12 protein-coding genes and 1 tRNA gene are annotated in these 14008 nt (G+C 66.3%); 8 read left to right on the top strand and 5 right to left on the bottom strand.

Features of this window, described 5'->3' with window-relative positions:
* Both cysT and AC30QB_RS16725 read right to left on the bottom strand, forming a co-directional pair.
* Nucleotides 1–834 (bottom strand): sulfate ABC transporter permease subunit CysT, encoded by an 834-nt coding sequence (gene cysT / locus AC30QB_RS16730; RefSeq protein ID WP_489547382.1) that lies wholly within the window; start codon nt 832–834, stop codon nt 1–3.
* A 9-nt stretch (nt 835–843) separates the two neighbouring features.
* A complete protein-coding gene (locus tag AC30QB_RS16725; protein ID WP_489547381.1) occupies nt 844–1872 on the bottom strand; it encodes a sulfate ABC transporter substrate-binding protein in 1029 nt (342 codons plus the stop codon).
* Between the two features lie 182 nt (nt 1873–2054).
* On the opposite strand from AC30QB_RS16725, the gene AC30QB_RS16720 reads away from it, so the two are divergent.
* The 6 genes from AC30QB_RS16720 to AC30QB_RS16695 all read left to right on the top strand — a co-directional run bounded on the left by AC30QB_RS16720 (nt 2055) and on the right by AC30QB_RS16695 (nt 7933).
* Entirely contained in the window at nt 2055–2579 is a 525-nt protein-coding gene (locus AC30QB_RS16720; protein WP_489547380.1) for a YMGG-like glycine zipper-containing protein, read from the top strand.
* A gap of 20 nt (nt 2580–2599) precedes the next feature.
* On the top strand, nt 2600–3028 hold the full coding sequence (locus tag AC30QB_RS16715) for a hypothetical protein (RefSeq protein WP_489547379.1): 429 nt from the start codon (nt 2600–2602) through the stop codon (nt 3026–3028).
* Between the two features lie 151 nt (nt 3029–3179).
* A complete protein-coding gene (locus AC30QB_RS16710; protein ID WP_489547378.1) occupies nt 3180–4613 on the top strand; it encodes an NAD-dependent succinate-semialdehyde dehydrogenase in 1434 nt (477 codons plus the stop codon).
* Between the two features lie 135 nt (nt 4614–4748).
* A complete protein-coding gene (locus AC30QB_RS16705; RefSeq protein WP_489547377.1) occupies nt 4749–5018 on the top strand; it encodes a hypothetical protein in 270 nt (89 codons plus the stop codon).
* Nucleotides 5019–5097: 79 nt separating this feature from the next.
* A complete protein-coding gene (locus AC30QB_RS16700) occupies nt 5098–6450 on the top strand; it encodes a DUF2868 domain-containing protein (RefSeq protein WP_489547376.1) in 1353 nt (450 codons plus the stop codon).
* A gap of 10 nt (nt 6451–6460) precedes the next feature.
* The gene (locus AC30QB_RS16695) at nt 6461–7933 is read left to right on the top strand and encodes a GTPase domain-containing protein (protein WP_489547375.1); all 1473 of its coding nucleotides are present in this window, start codon (nt 6461–6463) and stop codon (nt 7931–7933) included.
* Between the two features lie 28 nt (nt 7934–7961).
* On the opposite strand, the gene AC30QB_RS16690 is transcribed toward AC30QB_RS16695, so the two are convergent.
* The gene (locus AC30QB_RS16690) at nt 7962–12365 is read right to left on the bottom strand and encodes a DEAD/DEAH box helicase (protein WP_489547374.1); all 4404 of its coding nucleotides are present in this window, start codon (nt 12363–12365) and stop codon (nt 7962–7964) included.
* A 179-nt stretch (nt 12366–12544) separates the two neighbouring features.
* Here AC30QB_RS16690 and AC30QB_RS16685 point away from each other — a divergent pair, with 179 nt between their 5' ends.
* Together AC30QB_RS16685 and AC30QB_RS16680 are read left to right on the top strand one after the other, a co-directional pair.
* On the top strand, nt 12545–12940 hold the full coding sequence (locus AC30QB_RS16685) for a DUF427 domain-containing protein (protein WP_489547373.1): 396 nt from the start codon (nt 12545–12547) through the stop codon (nt 12938–12940).
* Between the two features lie 114 nt (nt 12941–13054).
* Nucleotides 13055–13393 (top strand): thioredoxin family protein, encoded by a 339-nt coding sequence (locus AC30QB_RS16680; protein ID WP_489547372.1) that lies wholly within the window; start codon nt 13055–13057, stop codon nt 13391–13393.
* A 55-nt stretch (nt 13394–13448) separates the two neighbouring features.
* Here AC30QB_RS16680 and AC30QB_RS16675 read toward each other — a convergent pair.
* Both AC30QB_RS16675 and rplQ read right to left on the bottom strand, forming a co-directional pair.
* Nucleotides 13449–13525 (bottom strand) — tRNA-Met (locus AC30QB_RS16675).
* A gap of 183 nt (nt 13526–13708) precedes the next feature.
* A partial coding sequence (gene rplQ, locus AC30QB_RS16670; protein WP_489547371.1) for a 50S ribosomal protein L17 occupies nt 13709–14008 on the bottom strand: 300 nt, incomplete at its 5' end.

Genomic DNA, 14008 nt, shown 5'->3' with positions numbered 1-14008 from the left:
TCAGCGCCCCTGGCGCTTGCGCGCCCAGGCCTGCAGCAGGTTGATGGTCAGCAGCATCACGAAGGCCGACAACAGCATCACCACGGCAATCGCGGTGGCGCCGGTGTAGTCGTACTGCTCCAGCTTGGTGATGATGAGCAGCGGTGTGATCTCGCTCACCATGGGCATGTTGCCGGCAATGAAGATGACCGAGCCGTACTCCCCCAGCGCACGCGCAAAGGCGAGCGCAAAACCGGTCAGCAAGGCCGGCGACACGATGGGAAAGATGACGCGGGTGAAGGTCTGCCAGCGGTTGGCGCCTAGCGTGGCCGCAGCTTCTTCCTGCTCTTTCTGCATGTCTTCGAGCACCGGCTGTACGGTGCGCACCACGAAAGGCAGGCCGATGAAGGTGAGCGCGACGAACACGCCCAGCGGCGTAAAGCTCACCTTGAACGGCAGGAACTGGCCGATCCAGCCGTTGCCTGAATAGAGCGCCGTCAGCGCAATGCCGGCCACGGCCGTGGGCAAAGCGAACGGCAGGTCCACCAGCGCATCGATCACGCGCTTGAACGGAAACTCATAGCGCACCAGCACCCAGGCGATGACCAGGCCGAACACGGCGTTGAGCAGTGCGGCGGCGAACGAAGCGCCGAAGGTCAACCGGTACGAGGCCACCACACGCGGCGTGGCCACAGCCTGCCAAAAGGCTGGCCACGTCATCGTGAAAGTCTTGAGGAAGGCCGCCGACAGCGGGATCAACACAATGAAGCTCAAGTAGAGCAGCGTGAAGCCCAAGGCCAGGTCGAAGCCGGGCAGCACGCTGTGCCGCCGCAGCAAGAAACGCGAGAGGAGCACGGACGCTGCCTATTTTTTGCCGGCGGCGAGGATCTGGTCGTAGATGGCGCCGTCGTTGAAGTGCTCCTGCTGCGCCTTGGTCCAACCGCCGAAGGCTTCGTCGATGGTGAAGGTGTTGACCTTGGGGAAATCTTTCGCGTACTTGGCGAGGATTTTTTCCGAGCGGGGGCGGATCTGGTGCTTGGCCGCGATCTCCTGTGCTTCGTCGGACCACAGAAAGTTGAGGTAAGCCTCGGCCTGCTTGCGGGTGCCCTTTTTGTCGACCACCTTGTCGATCACCGTCACCGGGTTCTCGGCCAGGATGCTCCACTTGGGGTAGACCACCTCGAAGTTGTCGCCGAACTCGGCCTTGATGAGGTTGATCTCGCTCTCGAAGGTGCACAGCGCGTCACCGATGTTGCGCTGCGCAAAGGTGGTGGTGGCGGCACGGCCGCCGCCGTCGAACACCGGCACGTTGCCGAAGATCTTCTGCACTGTGTCGCGCGCCTGAGCCGCCGTGGCGCCGCCCTTTACCAGGCCACCCCACGCCGCCACATAGGTGTAACGGCCGTTGCCGGTGATCTTGGGGTTGGGGATGACGACGCTCACACCGGGCTTGGCCAGGTCGGCCCAATCCTTGATGCCCTTGGGGTTGCCCTTGCGCACCAGGATCACGGTGGTCGACGTGGTGGGCGCGCTGTTGTTGGGCAGGCGCTTGGCCCAGTCTTCGGGGATCAGCTTGCCGCGAGTCGCGATGGCATCGATATCGCTCGACTGGTTCATGGTCACCACGTCGGCTTCGAGCCCGTCAATCACTGCGCGAGCCTGCTTGCTGGAGCCCCCGTGCGACTGGTTCACGGTGATGTCTTCACCGGCCGTGACCTTCCAGTGTTTGATGAAGGCGGGGTTGATTTCCTTGTACAGCTCACGCGCCACGTCGTAGCTGACGTTGAGCAAGGCGGCGCCGGCCGCGTGGGCCCAGGGGGCAGCCAGCGAGGCGGCAGAAGCAGCTGCAAGACTCAGGACGGAACGGCGGGAAAGGGCGTGGGGCAGGCGCATGGCGGGCTCGCAAAATGACAAAGGGCGATGCTACGGCCTCTCGCAAGCTCGGGGAAAGCGTGGGGCCTGATTTGCTCGACCATGCCGGGGAACGTTCGGCACCTAGCCGCCTCCAATGTAAAGACGTCAACGGTGCCCCCGGGGCAATCGTTGTGCCTGAATCCCCTATCGAGGTTAACGCGATGAGTGCTTCATTCGAGTGGAAGACAGCGGGTGCCGCAGTGCTCGGCTTGCTGGCCCTCGCGGGCTGCGCCCAGATGCCCACAGGCCCCACCGTGACGGTGATGCCCGGCCCCAACAAACCCTTTGAAGTCTTCGTGGCCGATGACCGCCTGTGTCGCGACTGGGCGGTCAGCTCGTCCGGTTCGGGCAACACCGAGGCCTCGGCGCAAGGTGCTGCCGGCGGGGCCGTCGCGGGTGCTCTGTTTGGTGCCGCGGTCGGCGCCATGGCCGGCGGGCACAGCGCGGCTGGTGTGGGCGCTGCCTTCGGCGGCGTCACCGGTGCAGCCATCGGCTCTGACAACGGAAACCGCAGCTCCTACAGCACCCAACGCCGCTACGACATCGCCTACCAGCAATGCATGTACGCCAAGGGCAACCAGGTGCCCGGCACCCAATACGCCGGCTACCGCACGGCACCTGCTCCAGTGCCTCCCGCACCGCCCCGCCCGCCGGCGGGCATACAGCCGCCGCCGCCAGCGCGCTGAACCTTCTTGAGGAGATGAACATGAACAAGCGCATCAGAGCCGGCCTGCACATTCTGGGCATCGCGGCGGTGCTTACCTTGGGCCTCGCCGCCACGGCAGCGGCAGATGCCCACCCGCGTGGCCGCGTGCATTTCGGCCTGTGGGTGGGCGGCCCGCTGTGGTGGGGTGGCATGCCATATGGCTACGGCTATGGCTACCCCTATGTGGTCGAGCGGCCCATCATCGTGCAAGAGGCCCCGGCCGAGCCTTTGGTGGTGCAACCCAGCGTGACGCAACAAGCGAATACCTGGTATTACTGCCGCGAGGCGCAGATGTACTACCCCTACGTCAGCTCGTGCGCATCGCCCTGGCAAGAGGTGCCGGCCACGCCGACACCCGCAGCACCCGCTCCCGACACCGCACCAGCGCCGGCCACGCGGCGCACCGGCACACCCGTCCCGGCGCGGTAGCAATGCCGCCTGGCGCACGCGCCACGCGTGACTTCCGCGGCGTTCTGCACAGCGGATAGGCCCGGGCTCTGCACTGCTGGCGAATCGCCAGCAGAATGTTCGCTTTGGCACTGCGCTCGCAGGCCTTCCCCGCGTTCAGCAAGGACCCCTCATGTACACAGATGTCTCCCTCTTCATCGACGGCGTATGGACAGCCGGCAGCAGCGGCAAGAGCGAGCCCATCATCAACCCTGCCACCGGCAAGGCCCTGGCCCGCTTGGCGCACGCCAGCACCGCCGACCTCGACCGCGCACTCGCCGCGGCTGACAAGGGCTTCAGACAATGGCGCGCCGTCTCGGCATTCGAGCGCTACAAGGTCTTGCGCCGCGCAGCCGACCTGATGCGCGAACGTGCCGGCGAGATCGCCGAGCTGATGACGCTGGAGCAAGGCAAGCCGCTTGCAGAAGCCAAAGGCGAAGCGCTTTCGGCCGGCGACCTGATCGACTGGTTTGCCGAAGAGGCGCGCCGCACTTACGGCCAGATCGTGCCGCCGCGTGTAGACGGCGTGAGCCAACTGGTAATCAAGGAACCCGTAGGCGTGGTGGCGGCGTTCACCCCTTGGAACTTCCCAATCAATCAGGCGGTGCGCAAGGTCTCGGCCGCGCTCGCCGCGGGTTGCGCAGTGATTCTGAAGGGGCCTGAGGAAACACCGGCCAGCTGCGCCGCGCTGATCCGCGCGTATGCCGATGCCGGTGTGCCGGCCGGCGTGATCAACCTGGTGTTTGGCGTGCCTTCAGAGATTTCCGAGTATTTGATCCCGCACCCCATCGTGCGCAAAATCACTTTCACGGGCTCCACGCCGGTGGGCAAGAAGCTGGCGGCACTCGCCGGCCAGCACATGAAGCGCATCACCATGGAGCTGGGCGGCCACGCACCGGCCATCGTGTTCGAAGACGCCGACGTGGCAGTGGCCGCCAAGATGCTCGCCAGCGCCAAGTTTCGCAACGCCGGCCAGGTGTGCGTATCGCCCACACGCTTTCTGGTGCATGAATCGGTTTACGACAAGTTCGTCGACGGCTTCATCGCCGCTGCATCGAGCATCAAGGTGGGTGACGGCCTGCAAAAGGAAACCCGCATGGGCCCACTGGCCAACAGCCGCCGTGTGGAAGCGATGCAGATGTTTGTCGACGACGCCGTGGGCAAGGGCGCCAAGCTCGCACTCGGGGGCAAGCGCATAGGCACTGAGGGCTATTTCTTCGAGCCCACGGTGCTGACCGACCTGCCGGCAAGCGCGCGCATTCTCAACGAAGAGCCCTTCGGCCCCATCGCACCGCTGATGAAGTTTTCGAGCTTCGATGAAGTGGTGGCCGAATCAAACCGCCTGCCCTTCGGGCTGGCGGCCTACGCCTTCACCAAGTCGCTCAAGACCGCCTCGGCCATCGGTGCTGCCATCGAGAGCGGCATGGTGTCGATCAACCACTTCGGCCTGGCCTTGCCCGAAGTGCCGTTCGGTGGCATCAAAGATTCAGGCTACGGCACCGAAGGCGGCAGCGACGCCATCAACGCCTACCTCAACAGCAAGTTCATCACGCAGACGGGCGTGTGATGTAGCGAAGGGCCAGTCGGCGTGGCCAGAGCCCCACGCCGCAGACCCTCCTTCGGGTGTCACCCCTTTGGCTGATTTCCAATTGCAACGCTTTGCGAGACAGTGCCGCCTCTGCCAGCCGACATGGAGCATCACATGCACTTCGACCAGCGCGATGAAGGCGACTTCACGATATACGCACAAGCCATCGAAACCTCCGAGGGCGACTACACCGCCGCGGCGGTGGTGATGCAGGTGCGGGGGGTAGATGAGGCGGTCGAGGTGTTTCGCGACCTCAACATGTCGGGCGGCTACGCCTGGGACGACCCCGACCGCGCCCTGCACTTCGCGATCCATGTGGCCACCGAGGTGCTGCGCGAGCGCACACAACTGAGCGCCGCTGCCCTGCTGCTGAAGGCCGCCTGAGCCCCTCAAGGGTTGGCCCGCACAAGCCACCAGCAGCACCCGCGCCACAGCGCCTTTCCCGGGCGCTACAGTGCCCGCAATGACCGAAGAAGAAGCCCGTCGCGTGGTGCTGGTGCGTGCGCATGAAAGTGGCGTTGCCACGGCCGTCTGGACAGACGACGACCGCGCGTGGGCCACGCGCGCGGCGCGCCAGGATGTTGGCGACAAAGCGACCTTCGAGCGCTTCATCGCCACCCGCGCGCGCCACGCGATCGAGCGCCTGGGGCCGCGCGACGTGTCGGCCCGCCGTTGGCTCGACCGTCGCGCCTGGCGCCTGGCCTGGCCGCTGCTGGCCGGGCTCGTTGCATTCACGTTTGGCCTCGCCGCCGACCACATCGGGGCGCCGGGTCGGGTCGATCTGCTCGCCCCGCCCGTGTGGGCGGTGCTGGCGTGGAACCTAGCGGTCTACCTGAGCCTGCTTGTGCCCTGGCGCACGGGTCGCCTGCGGCGCTGGGTGGCGCATTGCTGGGAAGGCGGGGCGGCCGATGTGCGTGCGCTGTGGGCGCCACCCAGTCTGCGCCTCGCGCTGGCACGGGCAGCGCTGCTGCTGCACCTCGCTGCCGCCGCACTCGCCCTCGGCCTGATTGCAGGCATGTACATGCGCGGACTGGTGCTTGACTACCGCGCAGGGTGGCAAAGCACTTTTCTTGACGCGCCGACCGTGCAAATGGTGCTGAATTTCGCGCTCGCCCCTGCCGCGGCCACCACCGGCATCGCAGTGCCCGACATCACACCGCTTCGCCTGGGCTCGAGCACAGCCGCAACGGCGAGTGCAGCCCCATGGATTCATCTCTACGCCGCCACGTTGATGTTGTTCGTGGTGCTGCCGCGCCTGCTGCTCGCAGCGCTGGCCGCCGCCCAGGCTTGGCGGCTCGCACGGCGCTTCCCTCTGCCACTGGACGGCGCCTACTTCGACCGCCTGCGGCTGCAGCACACCGGCGGGCACCCGTTGTTCGACGTTCGCCCACATGGCGCAGCGCTTACAGGCAACGCGGCACTGGGCCTGCGAACGTTGCTGGTGACCCATTGGGGCAACGAGATCGACGTGCGCATCGCGCAGCCTGTGGCCTACGGCGATGAAGAATCGGCAGCAACCCAGCCAGCCGCTGCGGGTACAACGGTGCGCCTGGCACTGTTCGATATGGGCGCCACGCCAGAAGGCGAGGCGCAGGGGCGGCTACTCGACGCGCTGGCCGGGCCCTTGCCGGTGCTCGCCATCGTCGATGAGGCAGCGTTCAGCAGCCGCTTCGCCTCAACACCCGAGCGCTTGCAAGAGCGCCGCGCGGCCTGGCAGCGCCTCGCGCAAGCGCATGGCGCGGGCATCGTCTGCGCCGACCTGGCCGCGCCCAACCTTGAGGCAGGCGCGCGCCTGCTCAGGGCCGCGATGGCATGAAAGAGTGTTGGTGAGCGCCACCCCTCCGATTCGCCTTTCGCTCGTGTCGCACACGAACGTGGGCAAGACCACACTGGCGCGCACGCTGCTCGGGCGTGACATCGGCGAAGTGCGCGACGCACCGCACGTGACCGAGTTCGCCGAGATGCATGTGCTGCTGAAAACCGCCGAGGGCGACGAGCTGCAGCTGTGGGACACGCCCGGTTTCGGCGACAGCGTGCGCCTGGTGCGCCGGCTCAAGCTGCAGTCGATACCGATGATGTGGTTTTTGACCCAGGTGTGGGACCGCTGGCGAGACCGGCCGTTCTGGTCGAACCAGCAGGCCTTGCGTCACGTGCGCGACGAAAGCGATGTCGTGCTCTACCTCGTCAACGCCGCAGAGTCCCCGGTGAGCGCGGGCTACGTTGCGTCGGAAATGACGCTGCTCGAATGGATAGGCAAGCCAGTGCTGGTGCTCGTCAACCAGATGGGTCCGCCCCGCGAGGCCGCGCAAGAGGCCGCCGACGTAACGCAGTGGCGCACGCACGCGGCGCCGTTCACTCTGGTGCGCGAGGTGTTGCCTATGGACGCCTTCGCACGCTGCTGGGTACAGGAAGGCAGCTTGTTCCGCGCGATCGAAGCCGCACTGGCCGGCGATGCCCGCATGCAACGCCTGCGTGTCGCGTGGGCGCACCAGCGGCTGGCCACATTCGACGCCGCAATGCATGAGCTGGCCACGAGCCTCGGGCGCATCGTGGCCGCCCGCATTCCCCTGCCGGACGGCGGTGCAGGCCTCATGGAGCGCCTGCGCAAGCTGCGCCGCCGCGACCTGGCAGCACCGGAACGCGCTCTCATCGAAGCACTGGATGGCGAGGTGCAGACCAGCACGTCGCGCTTGCTCGCGCTGCACGGCCTGGAAGGCCGCGTCCAGAGCGCCATCCTGGAGCGGGTGGCTGCGCTGGTGGAGGTGCGCGCACCGGTAGCCGAAGGCCACGCATCGGTGCTGGGTGGTGTGGTGAGCGGTGCGCTGAGCGGGCTGGTGGCCGACCTGATGGCCGGTGGCCTTACGCTGGGCGCCGGCATGCTGGCAGGGGGCGTGTTGGGCGCCCTGGGCGGTGCCAGCGTGGCGCGTGCACTCAACGTGGTGCGAGGCACCGGTGCCGGGTTTGCATCATGGAGTGACGCCGCCATGGCGCCCCTCGTGCAGGCCACGCTGCTACGCTACCTGGCGGTTGCGCACTTCGGCCGTGGGCGCGGGCAGTGGGTGCAGGGCGAGGCACCTGGGCATTGGGTCAGCGTGGTCGACGATGTGCTCGCCGGCGAGCGGCAGGCCCTGGCCGCGATCTGGGCCCAGCGCTCCACTTCATTCGACAACGCCGAAGACGCCCAGCGCATCGGTACCGCGCTAGCGCCCGTGCTGGCTCGGGCGGCGCAGGCCGCGCTCGAAAGGCTCTACCCCGGGGCGTGGCCTATGCACCCAAGAGGCTCTGTCACGGGCCGGTGATTTGCCCACGTCGGCAGTCGCTGACTTTTCAGGCCAGCGAAGGCGACGCGTCGCCAAAGGCTTCCTGCCAGCGCAGCGATGGGTCCAGGGACAGCGCTCGCGTGACGGCATGCTGATCGCGCGGGCTCAGCGTCACCAGCAGCTCCACCTGCCCGGCCACGCTGGTGGCAATCGGCAGGCCGCCGCGGTAGAGCACGCGCGCGCCCGCTACACGCGGCACCTTGGTGCCGGGAAGCACAGTGCCCAGCAGGTTGGCGGGGTCTGTGGCGGCCAGGCACACCAGGCCGTCGTCGCCAGGCTGGCGGCGCACTTGTCGCATCAGAACGATGGCGTCGGGCAACGCAAACTGCTCGCCCGACAGACCGGCGATGAAGCGGCCCCCGCGGATCTCGCCGCGCGCTTCGAGGCGCCGGTACACGCGCACCAACTCACGCCACGGCGGCAACCAGGCAGCCTCGCGCTCCAGCAGCCGCCACGACACCACACCGTAGCGGCGCAGCAAGGTGCGGGCGACGTGTTCGAGCGCCTCGCTGGTGTTCTCTTCGCCAGCAGTCTGCACGGTTTGGCGGATCAGCGACCAGCGGCCCGCGTCTTCGATGCCAAACAAGGCCACGCGACGCCGCTGTCGCGAATGGTTGCTTGCGCGCTTGGCCGCCGGCACGAGCAGTGCGCGCAAGCCGGCGTAGCTGTCGCAGTTGACGCGACCGCGCACCACCAACTCGCTCAGGGCTTCTTCGAGCTCGGTGCGCAGCAGGCGCGTGCCCTGCGCGATTTCGTCGAAGAACGATGCCCCGCGCTCGGCCAGGAAGGCCGCTGCGCGCTGGGCCCGGGAGCCGAGGCCAGCGTCTTCCGCCGGTGGTGGCGCAAGCTGAGACCACAGGGCTGCGCTGCGCCGCGGCAGCAGCAAGATGGGCGTGGCTCGCAGCGACGCGCCACTCGCGCGGCCTTCGGTGGCAAGCGGGCGCAGGCGCGTCCACAGCGTGCGGCCGGCGGTGCACAGGTCGTCCAGCCAGGCACTGGAATAGTCTTTCACGCGCGCAGGCAGCAGCTCGGCCTCCCACATCGCGGCGGGCGCCTCAAAGCCTTCGAGCTGCGACAGCAAACCAGCCAGGGCCTCGGGGCCGCTCACGCGACAGTCCGCGCTCACGTGCTGCCAGTCGAAAAGAAAGCGCACGAAATCGCGCGGCTCGACTGGCTCGATCTCGCGGCGCAAGCGCTTGAGCGTGTAGCGGTGTATGCGCGCGAGCAGGTGGCGCTCGCACCACTCGGTGCCGGTGGCCGTGGGCGTGAAGCGCCCCTGCATCACCGTGCCTTCGCTTTGCAGCGCGAGCAAGGCCATGTCGATCTCGGGCACGGGCAGCTGGAGCTGGAGCGCAAGCTCGCCGACGGTGACGGGCCCCAGCCCGCTCATGCGAGCGCGCAGCAGCTCACGCATGGCATCGTCACGGCTTGGCACGTGCGTGTACTCGGCGGGGGCTTGGATGGTCGGCTGCATTGAAGCGTTCGGGTACAGCACCCGCATTTGCATCAACCGCTCGGCAACGACCCACAGGTCGCCCTTCTCCGTTCGGGCTGAGCTTCTCGAAGCCCCCTCGGGCACTTCGACAGGCTCGGTGCGAATAGAAGTTAAACGTGTGATGCGGCCCACTCGCGCCAACTCATCGAGCCACCGCAACCAATCGTCATTGCTTGTGGCCTCGTCTTGCGTGATGACCCCCAGCCCGCTCAGCGCTTCGTGCATCTCATCGGCACTGCGCACACGCGGCCAGGCCTCTTCGCGCACGCCGGCAATCGCGTCGGCATCGAGCTTGCCCAGGTCGTCAGCGCTTTCGGGGTCGGTGTAACGGCGGTTCTGCACAGCCTGCGTGCGGCGCTCTTCGATGGGGGCGTCATCGAGGTAGGCATAGGGCCGCGCGTTGAGTGCCTCGGCAGCCAATGGCGACGGGGCCGGCAGGTCGCGTGCGAGCACGGTCACCTCGCCCGACTCCATGCGGCGCAGCAGCTGCAACCAGCCGTCGGCATCCATGGCGTCGTAGAGGCAGTCGTACATGGTCTGAGCGATCAGCGGGTGCTCGGGCACTTCGCGCTCACCCACGATGTTTTCGGCACACGCCACTTGGTCGGGAAAGACCGAGGCCAACAGGTCTTCAGACTTCATGCGCTGCAGTTGCGGTGCGACCTTGCGCCCGCCGGTGAAGCGCGGCAGAGCCAGCGAGGTGGTGGCGTTCCAGCGCCAGCGCACACCGAACAGGGGTGCATCGAGCAGGGCCTGCACCAACACGCCGAGCGCAGTGTTGCTGTGCAGGTAGCGCGCCACCTCGGCTAGCGGAAAACTGTGGCTGGTGGACAGCGACAGCACGATGGCATCTTCGGTTGCCGCCGCCTGCAGCTCGAAGTTGAACTGTCGGCAAAAGCGCTTGCGCAAAGCCAAGCCCCACGCGCGGTTAAGCCGGCTGCCGTGCGGCGAGTGAACCACCAGCTGCATGCCGCCCGATTCGTCGAAGAAGCGTTCCATCACGATGCACTGCTGCGTGGGCAGCGCGCCCAACGCCTGCAGCGTGCGGGCGAGGTAGTCGACCAGCTGTCGCGCAGCCTCGCCCTCCAGGCTGATGTGGCGAACGAGCCAGGCTACAGCTGCGTCGGCGCCTTGCGAGGCGATGAGCTCGCCCAACTCGCGGCGCAGGCGCGAGACACCGACCGAGAGCTCGTCGCTGCGGCCCGGCGCTTCGCCTATCCAAAACGGGATGCTGGGTGCTGCGCCGCGCGCGTCTTCCACCCGCACGCGGCCGGGCTCGATGCGCAGGATGCGGTAGCTGGTGTTGCCGAGCTGGAACACATCACCGGCAAGGCTCTCGACGGCGAAGTCTTCGTGCACGGTACCGATCTTCTCGGCCTGCGGCTCAAGCAGCACGGTGTAGTCGGCCGTCTCGGGAATGGCCCCGCCCGAGGTCAGCGCGGTGAGGCGCGCGCCTTTGCGCTCGCGCAGGCGGTGGTGCACGGCGTCACGATGCACGTAGGCGCCACGCTGGCCGTTGCGAGTGCTGAAGCCATCGGCCAGCATGCGCAGCACGGCGTTGAAGTCTTCGCGCTTGAGCTGCGCATACGGCCAGGCACGGCGCACCAGCGCGAAGAGCTCGTCTTCGCCCCACTCGCGTGTGGCGACCTCGGCCACGATTTGCTGGGCCAGCACGTCTAGCGGTGCAGGCAGCACCTGCAGGGCGTCGAGCTCGCCGCGGCGCACGCAGTCGAGCACGGCAGCGCACTCCACTAGTTCGTCACGCGACTGCGGAAACAAACGTGCCTTTGGCACGCCACCCACCGCATGGCCCGATCGCCCAGCGCGCTGCAGGAAAGTGGCAATGCCGCGTGGCGAACCGAGCTGGCACACGAGGTCGACATCGCCTATGTCCAAGCCCAACTCAAGCGAGGCGGTAGCCACCAGCACCTTGAGCTCGCCACGCTTCAGGCGCTGCTCGGCTTCAAGCCGCGCTTCCTTGGCCAGGCTGCCGTGATGGGTCGCCACAAATTCCTTGCCCAGCAGCTCAGCCAGATGGCGCGCGGCGCGCTCGGCCATGCGACGTGTGTTGACGAAGACCAGCGTGGTGCGGTGCGTACTCACCAGCTCGGTGATTTGCGCGTAGACCTGCGCCCACTGATCGTTCGACATCACCGTGCCCAGCGGTGTAGGCGGCACGCTCAGCGCCAAATCGCGCTGCTTGGCGTAGCCGATGTCGATGATTTCGCAATCGGCGCGGCCGTTGTCGGCGATGGCCGCACTGCCCACGAGAAGGCGCGCCATTTCTTGGATCGGCTTTTGGGTAGCCGACAAACCGATGCGCGTCAGCTTGTGGGCGCTCAGGTTTTGCAGCCGCTCCAGCGTGAGAGAGAGGTGGCTGCCACGCTTGCTGGCCGCAATGGCATGGATCTCGTCGACGATGACCGCGCGCACCGTGCTCAGCATGTTGCGACCCGACGCGGAGCCCAGCAAGATGTAGAGCGACTCAGGCGTCGTCACCAAAATGTGCGGTGGTTTGCGCAGCGCCTGTTGGCGCTCTTTTTGCGGTGTATCACCGGTGCGCACCGCGCTGCGTATATCGACCTCGGGCAGGCCCAACGCTGCGAGCTGGGCGCGGATGCCAGCCAGCGGTGCTTCGAGGTTGAGGCGTATGTCGTTGGAGAGCGCCTTCAGCGGCGAGACATACACCACCACCGTTTCGTCAGGCAGGCCCTCCGGCCGCAAACCCTGGCGCACCAAGCCGTCGAGCGCTGCGAGAAAGGCTGTCAGTGTCTTGCCAGAACCCGTCGGCGCCGCCACGAGCGTGTGCCGTCCAGCGCGGATGGCGGGCCAAGCGGCGGCCTGCGCCTGCGTGGGCGCGGGGAAGGTTTGCCGGAACCAGTTACCGACGGCAGGGTGGAAGTCTTGAAGAGGCATGAGCGGCTGGCACAGGGGGCGGGGCCGATGGCTTGATCCAGCATATCCCCAGGCGCCAACACGCAGCAAGGTCTACACAAATCGGGGTGATGACACCCGTTCAAGGCGCAATGTGCCAATGGCCCGCGGGGCACACCGATTGCTGGCAATTCGCGCACGTTGCAAATGAAGGAGTCACGATGGGCAAATCCCCCGGGCATCAAAAATTCCCCGACCATGAAGTGCGAGAACAGCAGGTGGGGCAGCCCATGCAAGTCACGATCAATGGCAAGGTGGTGGCCTCGTCGATTGACGTCATACGCGTAACAGAAGACATGAACCCCGTGCGCTACTACTTCCCGCGTGCCGATGTCTCGATGAATCTTTTGGAGCGCTCCAGCACCACGAGCGAATGCCCCTTCAAAGGCACGGCGCACTACTACTCGCTGAAGCTCGACGCGACCAAGCTGACCGATGTGGTGTGGAGCTACGAAGACCCGTATGACGAGCACCGCGACCTGAACGGTCGCCTGTCGTTTTACGAAGAGAAAATCCCAGGCATTCTGATCCAGTCGAGCGCCGCAGCGCTGAGGTAAAGCCTCCAATCTGGTCAGACAGCGGCGGCGCTCGGGCGAGCGATGCGCAGATCGCCGGCACCCGGCAAGGCTTGCCGAGGTTTGAGATGATCAGCCGCTATGGTCAAGCCCCAAATGCACCCCCCGCTGCTCGTGGCCTGCCTGTGTGCCCAGTGGTGCGGCAGCTGTCGCGAATACCGCACCACCTTCGATCAGATCGCTGAGAGTTTTCCCGACCTGCGGTTCATTTGGGTCGACATCGAAGACGAAGCTGAGCGCGTGGACCCAATCGAGGTGGAAAACTTTCCGACCCTGTTGATTGCGGCAGGCCATGAAGCGCGCTTTTTCGGGCCACTCACGCCGCACAAGGAAACACTGATGCGCTTGGTGAAGGCACAAATCGATGCCACCACAAGCCCAGTGCTGGAGGACCCGGAGTTGCGCGCTTTGGTGGCACGGTTGCAGCAGAGTTGATGCGGTGCCACCAAAGCAAAACGCCCGCTGGAGAGCGGGCGTTTTGCTTGTATTTTGGTTGCGGGGGCTGGATTTGAACCAACGACCTTTGGGTTATGAGCCCAACGAGCTACCAGACTGCTCCACCCCGCGACTGAGCCTTAGAGTATAGCAGAGAAGGTCGCTCGCGTCACTTGATAGGCAACGCTGGCGTGGGGGCAAGGGCCATGCAAGTCCATGAACTCTTCGCATCGCCAGCTGCAACTGGTCCCGAGCACAAAAGCAAAAGGCCAGCTCTCGCCGACCTCTGTGCAGAAAGCCTCGTGAGGCTCTGTCTTACTCAGCCTTGTCGGCAGCGGCTTCTTCAGCCACTTCAGGGCGGTCCACCAATTCGACAAACGCCATCGGCGCGTTGTCGCCCACGCGGTAACCCATTTTCAGGATGCGGGTGTAGCCGCCCGGGCGCGCCTTGTAACGAGGGCCGAGTTCATTGAAGAGCTTGGTGACGATGTCGCGATCGCGGGTGCGGTCGAAGGCGAGGCGGCGGTTCGCCAGCGTCGCTTCTTTCGCGAGCGTGATCAGCGGCTCGACGACGCGACGCAGTTCCTTGGCCTTCGGGACCGTGGTCTTGATCGC

The sequence above is a fragment of the Rhizobacter sp. genome (genome assembly GCF_046595475.1).
Classification (GTDB): domain Bacteria; phylum Pseudomonadota; class Gammaproteobacteria; order Burkholderiales; family Burkholderiaceae_C; genus Rhizobacter.
The sequence above is the reverse complement of the archived record's forward strand: the minus strand, read 5'-3'. Positions and strand labels throughout refer to the sequence as shown.

Excerpts from the sequence above, each read along its gene's own strand:
- AC30QB_RS16715 (WP_489547379.1), top strand. The coding sequence starts at position 2,600 with ATGAACAAGCGCATCAGAGCCGGCCTGCACATTCTGGGCATCGCGGCG.
- AC30QB_RS16685 (WP_489547373.1), top strand. The coding sequence starts at position 12,545 with ATGGGCAAATCCCCCGGGCATCAAAAATTCCCCGACCATGAAGTGCGA.
- AC30QB_RS16700 (WP_489547376.1), top strand. The coding sequence starts at position 5,098 with ATGACCGAAGAAGAAGCCCGTCGCGTGGTGCTGGTGCGTGCGCATGAA.
- AC30QB_RS16705 (WP_489547377.1), top strand. The coding sequence starts at position 4,749 with ATGCACTTCGACCAGCGCGATGAAGGCGACTTCACGATATACGCACAA.
- AC30QB_RS16720 (WP_489547380.1), top strand. The coding sequence starts at position 2,055 with ATGAGTGCTTCATTCGAGTGGAAGACAGCGGGTGCCGCAGTGCTCGGC.
- AC30QB_RS16710 (WP_489547378.1), top strand. The coding sequence starts at position 3,180 with ATGTACACAGATGTCTCCCTCTTCATCGACGGCGTATGGACAGCCGGC.
- AC30QB_RS16680 (WP_489547372.1), top strand. The coding sequence starts at position 13,055 with ATGCACCCCCCGCTGCTCGTGGCCTGCCTGTGTGCCCAGTGGTGCGGC.
- AC30QB_RS16725 (WP_489547381.1), bottom strand. The coding sequence starts at position 1,872 with ATGCGCCTGCCCCACGCCCTTTCCCGCCGTTCCGTCCTGAGTCTTGCA.
- AC30QB_RS16690 (WP_489547374.1), bottom strand. The coding sequence starts at position 12,365 with ATGCCTCTTCAAGACTTCCACCCTGCCGTCGGTAACTGGTTCCGGCAA.